The organism is Comamonas sp. Y33R10-2 (assembly GCF_019355935.1).
Classification (GTDB): Bacteria; Pseudomonadota; Gammaproteobacteria; order Burkholderiales; family Burkholderiaceae_C; genus Comamonas.
Map to the genome: position 1 here is coordinate 3,084,477 of NZ_CP079925.1, position 14,196 is coordinate 3,098,672.

12 protein-coding genes are annotated in these 14,196 nt (G+C 58.4%); 10 read left to right on the plus strand and 2 right to left on the minus strand.

The window, feature by feature from the left end; all coding sequences use genetic code 11:
- Positions 1-40 precede the first annotated feature (40 nt).
- Positions 41-343, minus strand: a complete 303-nt coding sequence (locus tag KUF54_RS13820; RefSeq protein ID WP_099735397.1) for an urease subunit gamma — start codon at positions 341-343, stop codon at positions 41-43.
- Between KUF54_RS13820 and KUF54_RS13825 the strand changes: the two genes are divergently transcribed.
- The 9 genes from KUF54_RS13825 (at position 342) to KUF54_RS13865 (ending at position 9,052) form a co-directional block, all read left to right on the plus strand.
- A complete protein-coding gene (locus tag KUF54_RS13825) occupies positions 342-503 on the plus strand; it encodes a hypothetical protein (RefSeq protein ID WP_219343357.1) in 162 nt (53 codons plus the stop codon). The two genes, KUF54_RS13820 and KUF54_RS13825, sit on opposite strands and share 2 nt — an antisense overlap.
- 203 nt (positions 504-706) lie before the next feature.
- On the plus strand, positions 707-1,438 hold the full coding sequence (locus KUF54_RS13830) for a DUF4198 domain-containing protein (RefSeq protein ID WP_219343358.1): 732 nt from the start codon (positions 707-709) through the stop codon (positions 1,436-1,438).
- 160 nt (positions 1,439-1,598) lie between these two features.
- Positions 1,599-2,867 carry an urea ABC transporter substrate-binding protein gene (gene urtA / locus KUF54_RS13835; RefSeq protein ID WP_219343359.1) on the plus strand — a complete coding sequence of 423 codons (1,269 nt, stop codon included), beginning with the start codon at positions 1,599-1,601 and terminating at the stop codon, positions 2,865-2,867.
- A gap of 141 nt (positions 2,868-3,008) precedes the next feature.
- Entirely contained in the window at positions 3,009-4,622 is a 1,614-nt protein-coding gene (gene urtB / locus KUF54_RS13840) for an urea ABC transporter permease subunit UrtB (protein ID WP_219343360.1), read from the plus strand.
- A gap of 3 nt (positions 4,623-4,625) precedes the next feature.
- Positions 4,626-5,813 (plus strand): urea ABC transporter permease subunit UrtC, encoded by a 1,188-nt coding sequence (urtC, locus tag KUF54_RS13845; RefSeq protein WP_219343361.1) that lies wholly within the window; start codon positions 4,626-4,628, stop codon positions 5,811-5,813.
- Positions 5,810-6,700, plus strand: a complete 891-nt coding sequence (urtD, locus tag KUF54_RS13850) for an urea ABC transporter ATP-binding protein UrtD (RefSeq protein WP_219343362.1) — start codon at positions 5,810-5,812, stop codon at positions 6,698-6,700. Before urtC ends, urtD begins: the two co-directional genes overlap by 4 nt.
- 52 nt (positions 6,701-6,752) lie before the next feature.
- Positions 6,753-7,457 (plus strand): urea ABC transporter ATP-binding subunit UrtE, encoded by a 705-nt coding sequence (gene urtE / locus KUF54_RS13855; RefSeq protein WP_219343363.1) that lies wholly within the window; start codon positions 6,753-6,755, stop codon positions 7,455-7,457.
- A gap of 68 nt (positions 7,458-7,525) precedes the next feature.
- Entirely contained in the window at positions 7,526-8,356 is an 831-nt protein-coding gene (locus KUF54_RS13860) for an urease accessory protein UreD (protein WP_219343364.1), read from the plus strand.
- 57 nt (positions 8,357-8,413) lie between these two features.
- Positions 8,414-9,052, plus strand: a complete 639-nt coding sequence (locus KUF54_RS13865; protein WP_219343365.1) for a response regulator transcription factor — start codon at positions 8,414-8,416, stop codon at positions 9,050-9,052.
- A 785-nt stretch (positions 9,053-9,837) separates the two neighbouring features.
- Here KUF54_RS13865 and KUF54_RS13870 read toward each other — a convergent pair.
- Entirely contained in the window at positions 9,838-12,450 is a 2,613-nt protein-coding gene (locus KUF54_RS13870; protein WP_219346411.1) for a PAS-domain containing protein, read from the minus strand.
- A gap of 329 nt (positions 12,451-12,779) precedes the next feature.
- Between KUF54_RS13870 and KUF54_RS13875 the strand changes: the two genes are divergently transcribed.
- Entirely contained in the window at positions 12,780-14,093 is a 1,314-nt protein-coding gene (locus KUF54_RS13875; protein ID WP_219343366.1) for a dicarboxylate/amino acid:cation symporter, read from the plus strand.
- Positions 14,094-14,196: the final 103 nt, after the last annotated feature.

Genomic DNA, 14,196 nt, shown 5'->3' on the forward strand with positions numbered 1-14,196 from the left:
CTTGAGGGCTGAATGGCTTGAAATGTGGCGAGGGCCAGGTTCAGGCAATGGGCTCGTGTACGGTGACGAGCTTGGTGCCATCGGGGAAGGTGGCCTCGATTTGAATGTCGGGAATCATTTCGGGAATGCCTTCCATCACATCGGCACGTGTCAGCACGCTGCGGCCCTCGCTCATCAGCTGGGCGACGGTGCGGCCATCGCGTGCTCCTTCCATCACAAAGGCGCTGATGAGCGCCACAGACTCCGGGTAGTTGAGCTTGAGGCCACGCGCCTTGCGCCGCTCTGCGAGCAGGGCAGCGGTAAAGATCAGCAGCTTGTCTTTTTCTCGGGGTGTGAGTTCCATGCCTTGTCTGTTAGCAAGTGCCATGCCAGTGGCGGGTCTTGCTGGGCTGCATGCTGGTGCAGATCTGGCACTGAGTTGGTGCGCACAAACTGTCTATCTGCACCGCAATGAAGATGTGATGGTGCTTTATCCACTTTTTGGTGCGAGTTTGGAGCCTTGATGGTGCATGGAGTGGCACGGACTTTGCTTTTTCAGAGGTATGAACAAGCGTTGGTTATCAATAAAAAATGCGCAGCCACTTAAGCGAGTGATGCTGCTCGAGGGTGGCTTAAGAGTGAAGGCTCAATCTCATGGCTATCTGGAGTTGCAGGTCGTGCAGCGTGCAGCAGGCTTGTCGTTCTCGCTATGAATTTTGGAGTTTTCATGTCTCAGCCCCTGACCCGTAAAAGCGTGATCGCACGCATTCTTTGCACCACCGCTGCAGCGTGGTTGCTTAGCGCCAATCCTGTGTATGCCCACAACGTGTGGTTGGAGCCTGATACCCAAGGCGGCTATGTCATGCAGTTTGGTGGCCATGAAGGCAAAACCGAAACCTTTGACCCGGCCAAGCTGCAGCGCGTGCATGCCTATGACCTGCGCGGGCGCGATGTGAATTGCGAGGTTCAGAACGTGCGCGGCGGAATTCGTGTCAAGCCCGATGCCAAGGCGGCGCTGATTGCGGTGGAGCTGGACAACGGTTACTTCAGCAGCGCCAAGCCCGATGGCGACATGCTGCCCCTATCCATGGATAAAAACCCCGGCGCGGTGCGCGGCGTGTATGCGCGCAAGTTTCACAAGACGGTGGTGCAGTGGGGCGCGGTGATGCAAAAGCCGCTGGGCCAGATGTTTGAAGTCGTGCCGCTGACTGGGCAGGCGCCGCACGCAGGCCAGCCGCTCAAACTGCAGGTGCTGCTTAACGGCAAGCCTCTGGCGGGCGCACGCCTGTCTTGGGGTGAAAGCGGCACGCCGACTCTGAGCGATGCGCAAGGCATGGCAACGATGAAACCTGCAGCGGGCAGTAATGCCCTGCAGGCTATTTGGCGCCAAGAGGTGCAAGGTGATGTCAAAACAACTCAGCACAGTTACGAATATCTGCTGAAATTTTCGGCGCATTGAGCGTGATGCATAGATCTGCACCTCAATGGGGCAAAACGCCGCTTTAAGTCTTTATGTGGTGCATCAATACGCGATTTGAGGCACTAAAACACTGGCACGGTACTTGCACTTGAGGAGATGCGGTCAATGTGACCGAACAACATCACCTGGGAGTGCTGAAATGAATCGTCGCGGAACCCTCACAACACTGGCTGCAGCTATGGCTTTGGGCCTTGGTTTGACTTCTCAGGTACTGGCAGCGGACACCATCAAAGTCGGCGTGCTGCACAGCCTCTCAGGCACGATGGCGATCTCTGAGACGGTGCTCAAAGACACGGTGTTGATGGCGATTGAGGACATCAACGCCAAGGGCGGTGTGCTGGGCAAAAAGTTAGAGCCTGTGGTGGTGGACCCCGCGTCGAACTGGCCTTTGTTTGCGGAAAAAGCCAAGCAACTGATCACGCAAGACAAGGTGGCCGTGGTGTTTGGCGGCTGGACCAGCGTGTCGCGAAAATCCATGCTGCCCGTGTTTGAGCAAAACAATGGCCTGCTGTTCTACCCCGTGCAGTACGAGGGTGAAGAGCTGTCGAAAAACGTGTTCTACACCGGCGCTGCGCCCAACCAGCAAGCTATTCCGGCCGCCGAATATTTGATGAGCAAAGAAGGCGGCAGCGCCAAGCGCTTTGTGCTGCTGGGCACTGACTATGTGTACCCGCGCACCACCAACAAAATTCTGCGCGCCTTCCTCAAGTCCAATGGCGTGAAGGATTCCGACATCATGGAAACCTACACCCCGTTTGGCCACAGCGATTACCAAACCATCGTGGCCGATGTGAAGAAGTTCTCCACCGGCGGCAAGACCGCAGTGATCTCCACCATCAACGGCGACTCCAACGTGCCCTTCTACAAAGAGCTGGGCAATGCCGGCTTGAAGGCCAAGGATGTGCCGGTTGTCGCCTTCAGCGTGGGCGAAGAAGAGCTGCGCGGTGTGGACACCAAGCCGCTGGTGGGTCACCTGGCTGCGTGGAACTATTTCATGAGCGTCAAGAGCCCCGCCAACACCGCTTTCATCAAGCAGTGGGGCGACTATGCCAAGGCCAAGAACATTGCCGGCCACAAAGACAAGCCTTTGACCAACGACCCGATGGAAGCGACTTGGGTCGGCATTCACATGTGGAAGCAGGCCGTTGAAAAAGCCAAGAGCACAGACACAGACAAGGTAATCGCCGCCATGGCCGGCCAGACCTTTGCAGCGCCTAGCGGCTTTACTTTGAAGATGGACGAGAAAAACCACCACCTGCACAAGCCCGTGATGGTGGGTGAAATCAAGGCGGACGGGCAGTTCGGCGTGGTCTGGAAGACCAAGGGTCCTATCAAGGCCCAGCCATGGAGTCCTTTCATCGAAGGTAACGACAAAAAGAAAGATGAACCGAATGGCAAAAGCTCTTGATTCAGCGCTAGCGTGAATCGTGGACTGGAGGGGTCTGGTGGGCTCTCCGGTCCTTAGAGTGGCTCTAGAGTGGCTTTAAAAAAGATAGCTACATGTGCTTGAAGTGAAAAGGCTTCAGCACAAAAATGATTAGAAATTAATATGAACCTTCTGAGCAAGCCATGGAGATGGGCACTGGCCGCAAGCTTAGGCGCGTTGCTGAGCGTTTCCAGCCACGCGCTGACTGCCGAGCAAGCCTATGCAATGGCTGCGGCCGACGACACCGAGCAGCGCGTGCAGGCCATCAATCAGGCGGTACTGGCCCCTGATGCTCAGATGGATGGTGAGCGCCTTGCGACTTACCTTCAAGCGCTTGCCAACGACGAGGTGCAGGTCGCACAAGGCAAGGCCTATGTGGTCAGCGGCGATGCCGCGATAGACCCGGCGACAGGGCAGGGCGCCAAACTGCCGGTGGATGCCGAAGAAGTCGTCAACAACAATTACATGCGCTCTGTCATCGACACAGCGCAGGCCGCGCTGGCCTTGGGTAGCCGCGATGTGGCAGCGCGCCGCATTGCGGCTGGCAAGCTGGCCGCTGAGCCCGATGTGCAGCGCCTTGCGCTGATTGACAAGGCGCTGGCCAGTGAGACGGATGAACAAGTCAAAGCGCTGCTGAGCCGCGTCAAAGCTGCCAGCTTGCTGCAAAGCGAGGACCCGCAGCAGCGCCTGCAAGCCGCGGCGCAACTGGCTCAGGCGCAGACGCCAGAGACCCAGCTTTTGCTCAATCAGCGCTTGGCCGACGAGACAGATCCTGCGGTGCAAAAAGCCATCAACGCAGCACTGGCAGGCATTGCCGAAAAGCTGGCGTGGGGCGAGCGGCTGGGCGCTGCGTTTAGCGGTATCAGTCTGGGTTCGGTGCTGCTGCTGGCTGCGCTGGGGCTGGCCATTACCTATGGCTTGATGGGCGTCATCAACATGGCGCATGGCGAGCTGATCATGATCGGCGCCTACGCCACGTACTTGGTGCAAGTCGCTTTTCAGCGATTTTTGCCTGAAGCTGCTTTTGGCTTGTATTTGGTGGCTTCAGTTCCAGTGGCGTTTATGGCTTCGGCTCTCGTGGGCGCGGTGCTTGAGCGCGGCGTGATTCGCTTTTTGTACGGTCGCCCGCTTGAAACTTTGCTGGCCACTTTCGGCATCAGCTTGGTGCTGCAGCAAACCGTGCGCAGCCTTTTCGGCGCGCAAAACGTGGGCGTCGAAAACCCGGCTTGGATGAGCGGCGGCATTGCGCTGCTACCCAACCTCACGCTGCCTTACAACCGCATTGCCATCATCGTTTTCGCCTTTGCCGTATTGGGCGCCGTGGCTTTCATGATTGCCAAAACACGTCTGGGTTTGTTTGTGCGCGGCGTCACACAAAACCGCGCCATGGCCTCTTGCGTGGGCGTCAACACGGCCCGCACCGACACCTATGCGTTTGCGCTGGGTTCGGGCATTGCAGGCCTAGCCGGTTGCGCCTTGAGCCAGATTGGCAACGTAGGCCCTGACTTGGGTCAGAACTACATCGTGGACAGCTTTTTGGTGGTGGTTTTGGGCGGTGTGGGCCAACTCGCAGGCACGGTGTATGCCGCTTTGGGTCTGGGCGTGCTCAGCAAGCTGCTCGAAGGCTGGACAGGTGCGGTGCTGGCCAAGATTGCGGTGCTGCTGTTCATCGTGGTGTTTATCCAGAAACGTCCCCAAGGAATTTTTGCTCTCAAAGGCCGCAGCGCGGAAGCCTGACCTATGAACACAAACACCTCTTTTCAACTCCCAGCGCCAGAGCGTTTGCTCAGCGGCAAAGGCTGGGCGGGTTTTTTGGTCGCGCTGATCGTGGTCTGCGCCGTGGCTCCCGCGCTGAATTTGTGGGTGCCTGAAGGCAGTGCGCTGCATCTATCCGACTACATGCTGGGCTTGCTGGGCAAGTTCATGTGCTACGCCATCTGCGCGCTGGCCATTGATTTGATCTGGGGCTATACCGGCATTTTGAGCTTAGGCCACGGCCTGTTCTTTGCGTTGGGCGGCTATGTGATGGGCATGTACCTCATGCGCGAAGCCGCGGGCCCCGATGCGCTGCCTGCCTTTATGAGCTTTCTGGACTGGAAGGCATTGCCTTGGCACTGGGCCTTGTCGCACAGCTTTGTCGCCACCGCGCTGCTGGTGTTGTTGGTGCCGGGGTTGATTGGCGGCGTGTTTGGTTATTTCGCCTTTCGCTCGCGCATCAAAGGCGTGTATTTTTCCATCATCACGCAGGCGCTGACCTATGCCGCCATGCTGCTGTTCTTTCGCAACGAGACAGGCTTGGGCGGCAACAATGGCTTTACCGGCTTTAAAACGCTGCTAGGTTTCTCGCTAAGTTCTCAGCGCATGCAGGTGCTGCTGTTTGCGCTGTCGGGCTTGGCGTTGCTGGGCTGCTTTTTGTTTTCGCGCTGGTTGATTCGCAGCAAGTATGGCCGCGTGCTGCAGGCCGTGCGTGATGCAGAAACACGCACCATGTTTTGCGGCTACAACCCGCTGCCTTACAAGCTGTCGATCTGGGTCATCTCGGCCATGATGTGCGGCTTGGCGGGGGCGCTGTATGTGCCGCAAGTGGGCATCATCAACCCCAGTGAAATGAGCGTGGGCAATTCCATCGAAATGGCGGTCTGGACGGCAGTGGGTGGGCGTGCTTCGCTAGTCGGCCCCATCATCGGCGCCTTTGCCGTCAACGGCGGCAAGAGCTGGCTTACGGTGGCTGCGCCTGAATATTGGTTGTACGTGCTGGGCGCGCTGTTCATCATCGTCACGCTGTTCATGCCCGGCGGCGTGATTCGCTTGCCCCAGCAAATTCGCGAGTGGCTGGACAAGCGCAAAGCGCAAGCGGTGAACCATCGCGCCGGTGATGCCCAGCCCGCTCAAGACGCGTCAGAAAACCTCAAAGGAGTCAGCGCATGACTCCCGACCTGATGCAAGAAGGCGCGCAGCGTTTGGCTGACTATCAAGCCGCACAGAACGCTGCACAGAGCGCCGCACGCAATACCGAATCCGGCGGCCGCAACGCCAGCATGGCGCGCCCTGTCATCTCGGGCGAGGTAGATGTGACCCACGGTCGCATCCTCTACCTTGAAGACGTGCATGTGAGCTTTGATGGCTTCAAGGCCATCAAGGGTCTGAACTTGGACATTGCGCCCGGCGAGCTGCGCTGCATCATCGGCCCCAACGGTGCGGGCAAGACCACGATGATGGACATCATCACCGGCAAGACCCGCCCGGATAGCGGCACGGTGTTCTTTGGCTCCACCATCGATTTGCTGCGCTACAGCGAGCCCGAGATTGCGGCCATGGGCATTGGCCGCAAATTTCAAAAGCCCACGGTGTTTGCCGAGCTGAGTGTTTTTGAGAATCTGGAGCTGGCGCTGAAAACGCACAAAGGCATCGTGGCGTCCATGCTGTTCAAGCTCAGCGGCGCGCAAAAAGATCGCATTGCCGAGGTACTGCACACCATTCATCTGGCAGACAGTGTGACGCGCCAAGCGGGCCTGCTCAGCCACGGTCAAAAGCAGTGGCTGGAGATTGGAATGCTGCTGGTGCAAGAGCCCAAGCTGCTGCTGCTCGACGAGCCTGTCGCCGGTATGACGGATGAAGAAACCGTGCGCACAGCCGAGCTGTTTCTCACGCTCAAAGGCAAGCATTCGCTCATGGTGGTGGAGCACGACATGAGCTTTATCGACACCATCAGCGAGAAGGTCACGGTGCTGTGTGATGGCTCGGTTCTGGCTGAAGGAACGCTGGCCGAGGTGCAAGCCGATGAGCGAGTGATTGAAGTGTATTTGGGACGATAGCTATTCATTTGATAGCTGCAAGTCATGATGAATAACTGACCAGAGTCCAAAAATGCTTAAAGTTAAAAATCTGCACCAGTACTACGGCGGCTCGCACATCTTGCGGGATGTGAACATTCAGGCAGAAGTCGGTAAGGTCACCGTACTGTTGGGGCGCAACGGCGTGGGCAAAACCACGCTGCTCAAAAGCCTGATGGGCTTGGTGCCCATCAAAAGCGGCAGTGTGCAATGGCAGGGCGTAGACATCGCCAAAAAAACGCCGTATGAGCGCGCGCGCAGCGGCATTGGCTATGTGCCGCAGGGTCGCGAAATCTTCTCGCGGCTGACGGTGGAAGATAACTTACGCATGGGTCTGTCCTACTGCTCGGCGCGCAGCAAAATTCCGGCTGAGTTGTTTGAGCTTTTCCCTGTGCTCAAGCAAATGCTGCACCGCCGCGGTGGCGATCTATCAGGTGGTCAGCAGCAGCAGCTGGCCATTGCCCGCGCACTGGCGCCGCAGCCCAGAATTTTGATTCTGGATGAGCCCACCGAAGGCATTCAGCCCAGCATCATCAAAGACATTGGCCGCGTCATTCGCATGCTGGCTGATCGCGGCTTGAACGGCGAGCCGGTGGCAATCTTGCTTTGCGAGCAGTACTACGACTTTGCCGAAGAATTGGCCGATCACTACGTGGTGATGGAGCGTGGCGAGGTGATTGCCTCTGGCCCGGGCAGCGAGATGCAGGCCAAGAATGTGCGGTCGTTGGTGGCCATCTGATCTCAAACGCAAACCTTTGGTTTGCCCGGTGGTGTTTGCCGCACTCATTCAACCTATAAGGAGAGCCTATGACTTGGAATGCGAAGTTGGCGCTGAATTACACGCATCAAGCGGATAAAACATCAGTGCACTTCACGCACGATGGGCCGCTGCGCATCCTTAAAAGCCTGTACCCAGAAGGCCATAGCATTTGCCACAACGTGCTGGTGCATCCGCCCGGCGGCTTGGTCGGCGGCGATGTGCTGGACATTGATGTGCACGTGAGCGAAGGCGCGCATGCGTTGATCACCACGCCCGGCGCCACGCGTTTTTACAAAAGCAATGGGCAGCGTGCTTTGCAGCGCACCAAGCTGCATCTGGAAAAAGGCTCGCGCTTGGAATGGCTGCCGCTGGAGGCTATTGCCTACAACGCTTGCGATGCCATGAACCATCTGGAGTTTGAGCTGCAAGAGGGTGCGCAGCTGCTGACTTGGGATGTCACTGCGCTGGGTTTGCCATTGGCGGCGCAGCCTTATGTTTCAGGCTCGTTTGAGCAGCATATGGAATGGCCCAACCGTTTTTTAGAGCGCGGCGTGGTCAATGCTCACGATGATTTTTTGCTCAATGGCGACTTGGGGTTGGCCGGCCATCGCTGTTTGGGCAGCTTGATTTTTGCCAGCGGAACCCCCATCACCCGCCAGCAGCGCGAGACCTTGCTGGAAGGCACGCACGAATTGCTCTCGGCAGGCCCTGCTGGAGTCTTTAGTGGTGTCACATCTCCCAATGAAAACATGCTGATTTTGCGCGGTGTATCACCTGTGGTTGAGCCTGTGATGATGCTGTGGAAAACTGTGTGGGATTTTTGGAGGAAAGAGCTCTGGAAGCTGCAAGGTGCAACGCCTCGAATCTGGGCAATGTGAGTGCTGCGATAGTCCCAGCCGTGCCCAGTAAAGGGCGAGCATGGCAGACTTGCGGCCATGTCCCAGCCCACACTTCTTGTTGCCGATGATCACCCGCTGTTTCGCGCCGCGCTGATTCAGGTGTTGCGCGACCGCTATCCACAATTTCGCATTGTTGAAGCGGCCAGTGCCCAGACCGTGGGCGCTGCCATGCAAGAACACCCTGAGATTGAGCTGGTGCTGCTGGACCTGGCCATGCCCGGCGCACGGGGCTTCTCGTCGCTGCTGCATCTGCGCGGCGAGTATGCGCAGGTGCCGGTCATCATCATTTCATCGAACGACGACTCACGCATCATCCGCCGCGCCCAGCAGTTTGGTGCAGCCGGTTTTATCTCCAAGTCCGCCGCCGCTGAAGACATGAGTGCGGCTATAGACGATGTGCTCGATGGTGATGTGAGCTTTCCTTCTATGGTGGCTGAGCGCTCTGAAGCTGACGCCAGCTTGGCAGCGCGGTTGGCCCAGCTCACGCCCCAGCAGTTTCGGGTGCTGCTGTGCATTGCTGATGGCTTGTTGAATAAGCAAATTGCCCATGAACTCGGCTTGGCTGAAAACACGGTCAAGGTGCATGTGACGGCGGTGCTGAAAAAGCTGGAGTGTTATTCACGCACGCAGGCGGCGGTGCTGGTGAAGAGTCTGGAGAACGATCACGAGGTGTGAGGGCTGTCTTTTTTGATAGCGGTTAGTGCAATATGTATAAGCACTAGAGGCTGATTTGACCTTATGCCTGATTTGCGGACAGGAGCCGGGTTTCGCCCCGGCGGGCAATCTACTTTCTGCTGCCAGAAAGTAGGCAAAGAGCCGCATCCCTACTATCCACGACCCTTCGGCTGCGCCTGCGGGCAACCTGCGCCGTCAAGCTCTTGGGGCTGCGCGGCCCAACTCACTGCGTGCCTGCGGCACTTCGTACAAACAAACGGCCGCAAGTCAGATGACGATGCAGTTGCACTCTGCGGTGCAACTGCCAGCCCCAAGAACTTGCCGTCGCAGACGTGGGCACAAGGGGCGAGATACCGAATGCGGGCAGCCAGATAGCTTCTTTATCGTTTTAATAGCTGCTACCCAAGGTGGAATAAGCACTAGAAGCTAATTTCGTCACAAATCAGGCAGGCCGTCCGTTCCCGGTTTCCACCCCTTGTGTCTGTGCCTGCGGCACGCGGTTCAGGCTGCGGGCAACGCTGCCGAAGGACAGCGTTGCTTCGTCATCTGAATTGCCGCCGTTTGTCTGAGCGAAGCGGCAAAGCCGCCCAGCGAGTTGGGCGGCACCGCAGACTGAATTGCGTGACGCAGGTTTGCCCGTAGCGCAGCGCAGGGACGCAGACAGTAGGGGGCGTGTTCTTTTGCCTTCTTTGCTTGCACGAGCAAGAAAAGAAGGTCGCCAGCCGGGGCGAGACCCGGCCTCTGTCGCTGGCGACATGGCAAGATTAATTTGCCGCCAGTCGCGCTTAAGAGTCGCCACCTTCCCGTCCCCGCAAAAACGTCTGACTCATCAACGCCCGCAGCGCAGGCGGCCTCACCGGCTTGGCCAAAAATCCCCAGCCGCGCTCTGCCGCTTGGCGGCGCAGGGTACTGTCGCCCTCGGCTGTGAGCAAGATGACGGGTGGCTGCTGGCCCCAGCGCTCGCAAAGTTGGGCGTAGACATCGGGACCATAGAGTTGGCCCAGATGCACGTCTAGCAGCACCAGTTGCGGCGCGTTGCCGGGCTGGGCAAACGCCAGTGCTTCTGGCGCATTGGCGGCCAGCGGTACTTCGCAGCCCCAGCGCTGCAGCAGGGCGCAGGTGGCGTCGCGTGTGGCGGGGTCGTCTTCGACGTACCAGACCGCAGCGCCTTGCAGGGGGCTGTCGCTGCGCGTGCTCGGCGATGGTTCTTGCAGTGCGGGTGCGACTGCCGCAGCGTTGCCCAAAGGCACGCTCACCCAAAAGACACTGCCTTTGCCAAGGGTGGAGCGCAGGCCAATTTCATGGCCCAGCAGCTTGCCTAGGCGCTCCACAATGGCAAGCCCTAAGCCTGTGCCGCGGTCGTCGGCGTGGCCTTCGTCTAGGCGGCGAAATTCTTCAAAAACTTCTTTTTGCAGGGCTGCTGGAATGCCGGGGCCTTGGTCATGAACTTCAATGCGGATATGGTCGCCATGGGGCCTGCTCTCACGGCGGCAGCCCACAACGATGCGGCCTGTGCGTGAGTAACGGATGGCGTTGGAGACAAAGTTCTGCAGGATGCGGCGCAGCAGGGCTTCATCGCTGCGCACGACAAGGCGGCTGGGCACGCTGTGCAAAAGCAGACCCTCGTGCTCGGCCTGCAGGACAAAGTTGTTGTGCACCACTTCCAGCAAGGAGCTCAGAGCAAAGTCGCGCACACGCACTTCAAGCTGGCCTGATTCCATGCGCGAGATATCGAGCAAGCTGGTGAGAATGGCGTCTTGCGATGCCAAAGACTTATCCACCCGCTGGGCTAGTTGGCGCCCGGCTTCGTCGTGCAAATGGGCGGGCAGCAAGCTGGTGAAGATGCGCGCGGCATTGAGCGGCTGCAGCAGATCGTGCACGGCGGAGGCGACAAAGCGGGTTTTGTAGCGGTTGGCGCGCTCTGCTTCTTGCTTGGCTTGGGCCAGATCGTGGGTGCGTTCGGCAATGCGCTGCTCTAACGTGTCGGCCAGATTGCGCAGCTCACGCGCCGTGTTTTTGTAGCTGGTGATGTCGGCATAGCTGGTGACAAAGCCGCCATCGGGCAGGGGGTTGCCGCGAATCTCCAGCACCGTGCCATCGCCCTTGGCACTTTCATGCAGATGGGCGTTGCCGCTGCGCAAATGCTCCAAGCGCCGCTGCACGGCCCGGTCCACATCGCCCTTGCCCAGCAGCCCGCGCTTGGCGTTGTGGCGTATCAGGGCTTCAATGGGCTGGCCCACGCGCATCAGGCTCGGTGGGTAGCGAAACAGCTCGACATAGCGCGAGTTCCATGCAACCAGCCGCAGCAGCGGGTCAACCACCACCACGCCTTGGGGCAGGTGCTGCAGGCTGCGCGAGAGGCCGGTGTCGGCCTGCTTGGCGGCTTGAACAATGCCGTCTTGTGCGGTGCGCAGCTCTTGGGCGTGCTGGTTGAGGACGGTCTCCAGCTCTTTGCGGCTGCGTTGGCGCAGGCTTGCCAGCCGCTGGCGCTGGCGGATGTAGAGCACCAGCAGCGATGCAGCCAGCCACAGCCCGCCAGCGCTTAGCGCGGCCCAGCGGCTGGCGGCTTGGCTTTGCGTGATGTCATGCAGCAGGTGCAACTGCCAAGCACTATTGGGCAAGTTGGTGCGCAGCCAGAGCACGGAGTCACTGAGCTTAGGTTGGCTAAAGGAGGCCAGCACGCCTTCATTGCCCTGTGCGGCGGGGCTGATGCGGTAGCTCAGCGCTTGCAGGGTTTGATCTGCGTATTGCTGCGTGTCTTGTATGTGCTGTGCGGCTTTGGCAGACAGGGGCTGGAGCAGGCCATAGCGCCATTCATCGCGGTTGGCGAGAAAGAGCACGCCGTTTTCGTCTGATGCAAGCACGATATCGGGTGACTGACGCCACTCACCTTCTAGCTCTTGGAGAATGATTTTGATAGCAATGAGCCCAATCACCGTGCCGTCATCTGCGCGAATGGCCTGAGATAAAAAGTAGCCGGGCAAGCCGGTCGTCAAGCCAATGCCGTAAAAGCGCCCGCTGCCTTGGCTTAGCGCCTGCGTGACATAGGGGCGAAAGCTGTAATCCTCGCCCACGTTGCTGCGCGCGTCGCGCCAGTTGCTGGAGGCTAGCGCCATGCCATGCTTGTCGATGAGGGTGAGGGTGGAGGAGTGGCTAGCGCCGTTGGCCAGCTCTAGCTTGCGATTGATGACATCCACATCGGCTGCGCTCAAGGGCTGGCTGAGGGCGTTTTTAAGCTCGGTGTCTAGCGCCAGCACCTTGGGCAGGGTGCGGTAGCGGTCCACGCGCTGCACCATGGCTTGGGCGTAGAGCGTGAGCTGGCGTTGCACGCCTTGACTTTCTTTTTGCAGCGAGGTTTGCAGCGCAATATGGCTGGCAGCCCACATGCTCAGCAGCATGCCGCTGAGCACGATGAATAGCGTCAGCAGCAGGCGGTGGCGCACAAGTCTTCGAAAAAATGGGGGCACAGAGCGAAGCAGTTGGGTGAGAGGGTGGGTCAGAGGGGCGATGAGGCAGAGATCCAGTGTGGGCGGCCAAGCGCGGCAGAGGTGATTGTCAAGCACTAGGGATTTCCCTAGGTTTGCGCTCGCTCTCCTAGGGAGTGAGGCTGCATCTAATACCAATGGGTTATCGGTAAAAAAGCGTTACGGACGTACAAACCGGGCATTGGCACCCAAGAGGTGCATTTGTTTTTGGACTCACCCTCCAGTTTTCCGGAAATTTTTGTATGCATGTACCTGCTCAGGCAATGACCAAGCTCAAGCTGCCGTTTTACCGCCAGCTTTACTTTCAAGTCGTCGCCGCCATCGTGGCTGGCATTTTGCTGGGTCACTTTGAGCCCGCTTACGGCGCGGCGATGAAGCCTTTTGGCGACGCTTTCATCAAGCTGATCAAGATGATCATTGCCCCGGTGATCTTCTTGACCATCGTGACCGGCATTGCTGGCATGACCCAGCTGAGCAGCGTCTCACGCGTGTTCGGCAAGGCCATGGCGTACTTCCTGACCTTCTCCACGCTGGCGCTGATCGTCGGCATGATCGTGGCCAATGTGTTCCAGCCCGGCGCTGGCATGCACATCAACCCCGCTGATCTGGATCAGAAGGCCGTGCAAGGCTTTGTGAACAAGACGCACGACATGACGCTGACCGCGTTTGTACTGGACATCATCCCCAAGACATTGATTAGCCCGTTTGTGGGTGACAACATCTTGCAAGTGCTGCTGGTGGCCGTGCTGTTTGGCGTGTCTCTGGCCATGGTGGGTGCGTCTGGCAAGCCGGTTTTGAACTTCCTCGAATCCCTGACCGGCCCCATCTTCAAGCTGGTCAACATCGTGATGAAGGCCGCTCCTATCGGCGCTTTCGGTGCCATGGCTTTCACGATTGGTAAGTTCGGTCTGTCCTCGCTGGTGAATCTGGCGGAGTTGGTGGCGGCTTTCTACATCACCTCGTTCCTGTTTATTACCGTGATCTTGGGCATCGTGGCGCGTGTGTGCGGCTTCTCGGTCTTCAAGCTGTGCCGCTATCTGAAGGCAGAAATTTTGCTGGTGCTGGGCACTTCGTCTTCGGAGTCGGCTCTGCCATCGCTGATGGAAAAGATGGAAAAGGCCGGTTGCAAGAAGTCGGTGGTGGGCTTGGTGGTTCCTACCGGTTACTCGTTCAACCTGGACGGCACCAACATCTATATGACGCTGGCTGCGCTGTTCATCGCTCAGGCTTGCGACGTAGATCTGAGCTTGGGCCAGCAAATCATGCTGCTGCTGGTGGCCATGCTGTCGTCCAAGGGCGCGGCAGGCGTGTCGGGTGCGGGCTTCATCACCCTGGCCGCAACGCTGGCCGTGGTGCCTGAAGTACCCGTAGCCGGTATGGCGCTGATCTTGGGTGTGGACCGATTCATGTCTGAGTGCCGCTCCATCACCAACTTCATCGGCAACGCTGTGGCGACTGTGGTGGTGTCCAAGTGGGAAAAGGCTGTGGACATGAAGCAGCTGAACGCGGTACTCGATGGCCAGGCTGTGCCTGAACCAACTGCTGTGAAAGCTTGATAAAGCCTCGCGCTGAATAACAAAAGCCCTGCTCGAAAGATCAGGGCTTTTTTGTTGCCTAGTCCAATCAAATAAAGGACATGTAGCTATTGTTTAAGAAGTT

Excerpts from the sequence above, each read along its gene's own strand:
- KUF54_RS13825 (WP_219343357.1), top strand. The coding sequence starts at position 342 with ATGCCTTGTCTGTTAGCAAGTGCCATGCCAGTGGCGGGTCTTGCTGGG.
- KUF54_RS13820 (WP_099735397.1), bottom strand. The coding sequence starts at position 343 with ATGGAACTCACACCCCGAGAAAAAGACAAGCTGCTGATCTTTACCGCT.
- KUF54_RS13830 (WP_219343358.1), top strand. The coding sequence starts at position 707 with ATGTCTCAGCCCCTGACCCGTAAAAGCGTGATCGCACGCATTCTTTGC.
- urtA (WP_219343359.1), top strand. The coding sequence starts at position 1,599 with ATGAATCGTCGCGGAACCCTCACAACACTGGCTGCAGCTATGGCTTTG.
- urtB (WP_219343360.1), top strand. The coding sequence starts at position 3,009 with ATGAACCTTCTGAGCAAGCCATGGAGATGGGCACTGGCCGCAAGCTTA.
- urtC (WP_219343361.1), top strand. The coding sequence starts at position 4,626 with ATGAACACAAACACCTCTTTTCAACTCCCAGCGCCAGAGCGTTTGCTC.
- urtD (WP_219343362.1), top strand. The coding sequence starts at position 5,810 with ATGACTCCCGACCTGATGCAAGAAGGCGCGCAGCGTTTGGCTGACTAT.
- urtE (WP_219343363.1), top strand. The coding sequence starts at position 6,753 with ATGCTTAAAGTTAAAAATCTGCACCAGTACTACGGCGGCTCGCACATC.
- KUF54_RS13860 (WP_219343364.1), top strand. The coding sequence starts at position 7,526 with ATGACTTGGAATGCGAAGTTGGCGCTGAATTACACGCATCAAGCGGAT.
- KUF54_RS13865 (WP_219343365.1), top strand. The coding sequence starts at position 8,414 with ATGTCCCAGCCCACACTTCTTGTTGCCGATGATCACCCGCTGTTTCGC.
- KUF54_RS13870 (WP_219346411.1), bottom strand. The coding sequence starts at position 12,450 with ATGCTGCTGAGCATGTGGGCTGCCAGCCATATTGCGCTGCAAACCTCG.
- KUF54_RS13875 (WP_219343366.1), top strand. The coding sequence starts at position 12,780 with ATGCATGTACCTGCTCAGGCAATGACCAAGCTCAAGCTGCCGTTTTAC.